Origin of the sequence: Zhongshania sp. (assembly GCF_041623545.1) — a bacterium.
In the GTDB taxonomy this organism is placed as follows: Bacteria; Pseudomonadota; Gammaproteobacteria; order Pseudomonadales; family Spongiibacteraceae; genus Spongiibacter.
Genome location: NZ_JBFJWS010000187.1, coordinates 1 through 6,378 on the forward strand (window position 1 = coordinate 1; position 6,378 = coordinate 6,378).

The window sequence follows — 6,378 nt, forward strand, 5'->3', positions numbered from 1 at the left end:
GGTATTTTGCAGGAGGTGTTAACGCCGAGTCGACGTTTGGCGCCACTCTTGGTTTCACGTATCAAAGTCATGTCACGGCTCGATATTGCAGAGAAGCGGGTACCACAAGATGGTCGAGTTTCGCTGAGAATTGCTGGCCGTTCCGTTGACGTGCGAGTGTCGACAATTCCGTCCAATTACGGTGAGCGCGTGGTAATGCGTCTGCTCGACAAGCAAGCCGCGCGAATCGATCTCGAACAGTTGGGTATGCCGCCACGCACATTAGATACCCTCAAGGACCTTCTGCAGCAGCCTAATGGCATTATATTAGTCACTGGACCAACCGGTTCGGGTAAGACCACCACTCTCTATGCGGGCTTAATGGCCCTTAATGATCGCCGCAGGAATATTCTTACTGTCGAAGATCCGGTGGAATATGACATAGAAGGTATAGGCCAAACGCAAGTTCACGCCAAGGTCGGAATGACCTTTGCGCGAGGCTTGCGAGCTATTCTACGTCAAGACCCAGACGTGGTAATGCTGGGGGAAGTTCGGGATCAAGAAACCGCAGAAATAGCGGTGCAAGCCTCATTGACTGGCCATTTGGTGCTGTCGACCCTGCACACGAATACAGCGGTTGGTGCGGTGACGCGCTTGGTGGACATTGGTGTAGAACCCTATTTGATCGCCTCGAGCTTGAAAGGCGTACTCGCCCAGCGTTTGGTTAGAAAATTGTGCCAAACCTGTCGCCACCCGATAATTTTGGACAAGACCGAGGCCCGCTTACTGGGGGATCCCAAGCTGGAAGGCCAGGGCGCCTTTAATGCGGCTGGTTGCGATGAATGCCAGCACACCGGGTACCGCGGTCGGCAGGGGGTTTATGAACTTCTGGTGATTGATCGTGAAGTCGCAGAGTTAATCCACAACCGCGCTGGCGAGCAAGATATTTTACGTCAGGTTGGCGATCATATGCCGTCGCTAATGGGGGAAGGCCGTCGTTTAGTGTTGGATGGTCAAACCAGTCTCGACGAATTATTGCGCAGCGTACGCGAGGGCAGTAATGCCGGCCTTTGAGTACCGTGCCCTCGACAGTGCCGGGGCAAATAAAAAGGGCATGATCGAGGCGGATTCCAGTCGCCAGGCGCGGCAAATGCTGCGTGACCAGCAGCTTTTTCCCATTGATTTAAAGCAAACTCGCGATAAAACCCGCGCTGATAATGCCCGTCGCAACTTCGCCGGCTCCCGGGTCGGTATTGCCGATTTGGCGCTGTTTGTGCGGCATTTGGCAACCTTGATTCAGTCGGGTATCCCCTTGGAAGAAGCGCTAGCTGCAACGGCGAAGCACACTCGCAAGCCTTATTTGAAGCGGGTGGTACTTGATCTGCGAGCGCGGGTATTGGAAGGCCACTCCCTTGCGGACGGTTTGAACGAGCACCCTCGGGTTTTTAATCCGGTGTTTCGTGCTCTCGTCAGTTCCGGTGAAAAATCCGGTGATTTAGGTTTAATACTTGATCAATTAGCAGATTACACCGAAGACAGTCAGAAGCTGCGCGGCGTCATTGTTCAGGCAGCTATGTATCCAGTTGTATTGATGTTTGTTGCGCTAGCCGTGGTCGCGGCCTTAATGACCTTTGTGGTACCCAAGGTCACAGCGCAATTTGCGCACTACGATCAGGCTCTGCCTACCTTAACGCGGGTACTTATCGCTTTGAGTGACGGTTTAATCGCCAACTGGTTGTATATAATTATTGGTGTTATCGCGGTAGCTGTATTGAGCCGCTGGTGGTTAAGTTCACCCGGCAATCGCCTCAAAGCTGACAAGGCTATTTTAAAGCTGCCGCTTTGGGGCTTGCTCATGTTGGAATTGGACGCAGCGAGAATGCTACGTACCCTCGCGATTTTAATGTCGTCGGGCGTGCCCTTTTTGGAAACTCTAAAAGTGGCTTGCGATACCTTAGGCAATACTCATTTAAAGAAAAGTATGGCACTGGTGCGCGAGCAAGTGCGAGAGGGTAAGAGTTTTAGTCGCTGCCTGCAGGACGAGGCCGAATTGCCACCACTGGCGATATATATGATTGCCAGTGGTGAAGCCAGTGGCGAGATGGAAGCGATGACCCAGCGTGCGGCGACAAATTTAGAACGCGAACTGCAGCAGCGGGTGCAAATGTTTGTCAGTTTGTTCGAACCCTTACTAATTATGGTTTTGGGTGGGGTGGTTTTATCCATTGTGTTAGCGATTATGCTGCCGATATTACAATTGAATAATTTGACTCAGTTTTAGGAGTTTGTGGACATGTTTGAGACAAAAATACAGCGCAAGAGCGGTGGGGTCGTCCCGAGAATTAGCCAGCAATCGGGCTTTAGTTTGCTAGAAATTATGGTTGTTATTGTCATTATGGGACTGCTAATAGCTGTTGTAGCTCCCAATGTTTTACAAAACCAAGATCGCGCCATGGTAGAAAAGGCCCGCGCTGATATCTCGGTACTAGAGCAAGCGCTGGATATGTATAAACTCGATAACCACGTTTATCCCACCACTAATCAGGGCTTACAAGCCCTGATTAAACGTCCAGACACGGGTAAACAACCTAAAAATTATCGTAGTGATGGTTATATTAAACGTCTGCCTGAAGACCCTTGGGGAACGCCTTATGTGTATATCCAGCCGGGTGAGCACGGGCCTTTTGATTTGTATTCTACCGGTGCCGATGGGGAAGAAGGTGGAGAAGGTCTCGCCCGTGATATCGTCAACTGGCAGGAGTGAGTCCGGTTTCTCACTGCTTGAATTAATGGTCGTTATTTTTATCATCGGCTTGCTCAGTGGTGTCGCTGCATTAACATTACCGTCGAAAGACGGTAGTGCCTTGCTGCACGAACAGCGTTTTAAACTCATTGGCAGTTTGCGGAGTGCCCGCGCTGAAGCGGTTTTCAGTGGGCATAGTTTGGGCTTGCAATGGCAACGTCAACGGGGGGAGTTTTATGTACTCACCCGCGATGGCTGGCAAAAAATAGTCAAGGGTGTACTGGCGAAGAACATTACTCTGGCTGAGGATGTTCAAACTGAGCTTTTGGTCGATGGGGAGGTCCTGCATGAACAATCTCGTCTCGACGATAATGAAGATGGTGAGCAACAGGTGAGTCCTCAGTTGGTATTTTTGTCCGACGGACAAATCTCTCCTTTTGAATGGCGTTTATCGACTGCGGGAGCGGAATCGCTAAGCTTTGATGAACAATTAGCCGTTGCCCGACCATGAGCACTTTATCGCGGCATCGCCAGCGCGGGTTTACTTTACTGGAGATCATGGTCGCACTGATGATCTTTGCAACTGCTGCTGTCACACTCACCAAAAGCCTCACTGAGAGTGCAAGAAATATTGGCGCTTTGGAAGAGCGTCAATTTGCCGACCTCGTCGCCCACAATGTTTTGATCGATATTCTTCGCGATGGCTACGGCACAAATAATAGCGGTATTGAAAGCATGGCGGGTTTTGAGTTTCGCTGGGAGCGCAGTGTTGAGCAAACCCCGCATCCGGATATTCGTCGAGTTGATATTAGTGTGAGCCTGCAATCATCAAAAGATGTACTTGCCTCACGATCGGCGTTTTTAAAAAAATGACGATGAGTGGCGGAAGGCACTGGCAGCGCGGTTTCACCTTGGTGGAGCTGCTGATTGCGGTTGGCATCATGGCTTTAATCGGCACTGCTGGCTCGCTATTACTGAATAGCTCGCTTAATAATCAGGCAGTTATCGAGCAGCGCCAGCAGAACCTTGAGCGACTCGCCTTGGCGTTAACGATATTTCGTCATGATGTTGAGCAGCTAACACCCCGTATACCGCGCGATGCCCAAGGTGACGTATTACCGGCCAATATTATTGCGGCGCAGGTCGGGGAAGACAGTGAGTTGGAGTTTGTTCACGCAGGGCGGCGAGTTTTACCGGGCAGGGGCCTAGGCAGTAAATTGGAACGGGTTCGGTACGTCAAAGAGGATGAAGAGCTCATTCGCTATAGCGCTGGTGTAGCCGACCCCGCTAGCAATACGCATTGGCAACGTCAGGTACTATTAACGGAGGTCAGTCAATTTGTGGTGGAGTTGTACGATGGCGAGCGTTGGTCAACTTTTTGGCCGCCGAGTACGCAGATCAACGCAACTCAGCCGAAGGCCCTGCGAATGTTGACTGGTGCCGGGATTTGGCAAGACATTAAACTGAATGTCTTGTTGCCGGAGGCCATTCAGTGACCGAGCTGGGATTTCCCTGTCGCGCTAATGGTCAGCGCGGCGCTGCGCTCATAATGGTCTTGCTGATCGTCGCAGTGATGGTTGTGCTCGCGGTGGGGCTCGTTGATGGGGTGCGCTATAGCAGTCAGCGCTTATTGAACCAGCGTATTATGGATCAAGCCTACTGGTATGCATTAGGTGGCGAGCGTATCGCCATTTTCGCGCTGGAAGATGTGGCTGGGGAAACGTCTCTGCACTTGGGGCAGGATTGGGCGCGCAAGGATATAGTTTTTCCTATTGATGGCGGCTCTATTGCCGGATTGATTGTTGATGAGCAGGCTTGTTTTAATATTAATTCGCTGTATAAACCAGAATCAGCGGGTGGCGACACCCAAGTGTTAAGCCCTGCAGAACAAGTATTCACCGGCTTGTTAAGCAACCTGGAGTTCCCACCTCAGCGCGTGGAATTTATTATGGGCCGCAGCCAAGACTGGATTGACGAGGATTTTTCACCGGAGGGTATATACGGCGCTGAAGACCTGCTTTATACCGCTAAGGATTACCCCTATCTGCCGCCCAATAGTTTGATAGACTCGGTGAGTGAGCTTGGCTTGTTCGCCGAATTTGAGGAGGATGAGCAGTCACGATTGCTACCGTACCTCTGCGCTTTACCTGAAGTGAGTACAGCATTAAACATTAATACGCTGAGCCCAGCGCAGGCGCCGTTGCTGGCGGCGGCAATTGGTAATGTGCTTAGTGTTGCTGAAGTGTTGGCGGTATTAGAGCGTCGTCCCGAGAACGGATGGCCGGATGTGGCCAGTTTTATTAGCGAGCTGGGTTTGTCGGCGGAAACGCCGATACCGACTGTGTTGCTCCAAGGCTTGGGCGTCACCTCACATTATTTCAGAGGGCTGAGTGATGTTTTTTATGAACAGCGCCAGTTGAACTTATACAGTCGAATTGTGTTACGAAATGGCAAGGCAATTGTCTATGCCCGAGAGTATGGAGAAGTTTTTTGAGCGCGCTGTTGTTACTTGATCTACCCCTCGATATAGAGGCGCCAGTGCCATGGCTGCATTGGGACAATGAGCATCACAAAGCGATCGCCGAGGGCGTGTTGGCCAATAGCGGCGAACTCGCTACTTTAGCTGAGCCGTGTGCAGGGGCGTCGTGTTACGCACTCCTGCCAGGCACCGCTGTGAGTGCTCATCGGGTGGTATTACCCAAGGGTGGTCGAGTTGGGATGGCGGCATTGCCTTATCAGCTTGAAGACAAGCTTTGCACCGATTTAGAAAATGTGCATATTTCGGTGGGCACTCTAAAGGCCAGTCAGCCGGCCGATGTGTTGATCGCTGATCGCAGTTTAGTGCAAAATTGTTTAGACGTGTTGCGGCAAAGTGGCTTACGTATCAAAGCATTGCTACCGGATTACGCCGTATTGCCAGCCAATACCGTGGTAATGGACGGTGAGCAGGTGTCGGCAAATATTCATGCGCAGCCAGTCGGTATGCGCAGCGAAAATTTTGCCGTGTGGCAAGAAATAATCGGGCCTGAACTGAACGCTGAGCCAATGCAGGTATATTGCATTGGCGACTGTGATGAGGGCCTGCTTGGCAGTGGCGAGCATGTTATTACGCAGTGTAAAAACAGGCTGCAGGCTTTTGCGCTAGGTTTTCAGGCATTGCCCTTGTCATTGCTTAGTGGCGCTTACTTACTTAAAGATGAAAGTGGTGAGGCTTTGAGCCGCATTCGCTGGCCGCTAATCTTGCTGGCGGTGTTATTGGGTTTGCATTGGCTGAGTGTGGGTTTGCAAACCTATAGTGCTAATCGTGACGCGGATACCTTGGACGAAGCCATGGTTGCTCTCTACCAACAGGTCTTTCCCGGTAGTCGGGTGGTGAATGCGCGCAGTCAAATGCGCAGTCAGCTTAATGCGCTTGAAAGTGCGGGGGGTAAAGGCTTAATGATGCCGTGGCTGGAAAAAGTCGCGGCGGCGAGCAATTCCAAGCCGGGCATTACCTTGACACAATTAAACTATGAAAATGATCCCGCAGTGTTGAAGCTAATTCTGAGTGCCGCTTCCTATGAGGCAATTGATCAATGGCTTGCGGCCTTAAAAGCCCAGGGCTTGGATGTCGAACGCGGCGCCTTCGGGCAGCAGGATGGCGGCATCGCTGGGCA

8 protein-coding genes are annotated in these 6,378 nt (G+C 51.4%); all 8 read left to right on the plus strand.

Features of this window, described 5'->3' with window-relative positions:
• Window positions 1-1,053 (plus strand): GspE/PulE family protein (locus ABYT30_RS13960; RefSeq protein ID WP_373097088.1); only part of this gene is annotated, 1,053 nt, incomplete at its 5' end.
• Entirely contained in the window at window positions 1,040-2,260 is a 1,221-nt protein-coding gene (gene gspF, locus ABYT30_RS13965; RefSeq protein WP_373097090.1) for a type II secretion system inner membrane protein GspF, read from the plus strand. The genes ABYT30_RS13960 and gspF, both read left to right, overlap by 14 nt.
• A gap of 12 nt (window positions 2,261-2,272) precedes the next feature.
• Window positions 2,273-2,743, plus strand: coding sequence for a type II secretion system major pseudopilin GspG (gspG, locus tag ABYT30_RS13970; RefSeq protein ID WP_373097093.1), 471 nt, complete (start codon window positions 2,273-2,275; stop codon window positions 2,741-2,743).
• The gene (gene gspH, locus ABYT30_RS13975) at window positions 2,718-3,233 is read left to right on the plus strand and encodes a type II secretion system minor pseudopilin GspH (RefSeq protein WP_373084116.1); all 516 of its coding nucleotides are present in this window, start codon (window positions 2,718-2,720) and stop codon (window positions 3,231-3,233) included. Before gspG ends, gspH begins: the two co-directional genes overlap by 26 nt.
• On the plus strand, window positions 3,230-3,595 hold the full coding sequence (gene gspI / locus ABYT30_RS13980; RefSeq protein WP_373084291.1) for a type II secretion system minor pseudopilin GspI: 366 nt from the start codon (window positions 3,230-3,232) through the stop codon (window positions 3,593-3,595). Before gspH ends, gspI begins: the two co-directional genes overlap by 4 nt.
• The gene (gspJ, locus tag ABYT30_RS13985; RefSeq protein ID WP_373084293.1) at window positions 3,592-4,218 is read left to right on the plus strand and encodes a type II secretion system minor pseudopilin GspJ; all 627 of its coding nucleotides are present in this window, start codon (window positions 3,592-3,594) and stop codon (window positions 4,216-4,218) included. The genes gspI and gspJ overlap by 4 nt, the downstream gene beginning before the upstream one ends.
• Window positions 4,215-5,216: a type II secretion system minor pseudopilin GspK gene (gspK, locus tag ABYT30_RS13990; RefSeq protein ID WP_373084295.1), complete on the plus strand. Its 1,002-nt coding sequence runs from the start codon at window positions 4,215-4,217 to the stop codon at window positions 5,214-5,216. The genes gspJ and gspK overlap by 4 nt, the downstream gene beginning before the upstream one ends.
• The coding region (gene gspL, locus ABYT30_RS13995) for a type II secretion system protein GspL (protein WP_373097095.1) at window positions 5,213-6,378 on the plus strand (1,166 nt) is incomplete at its 3' end. The genes gspK and gspL, both read left to right, overlap by 4 nt.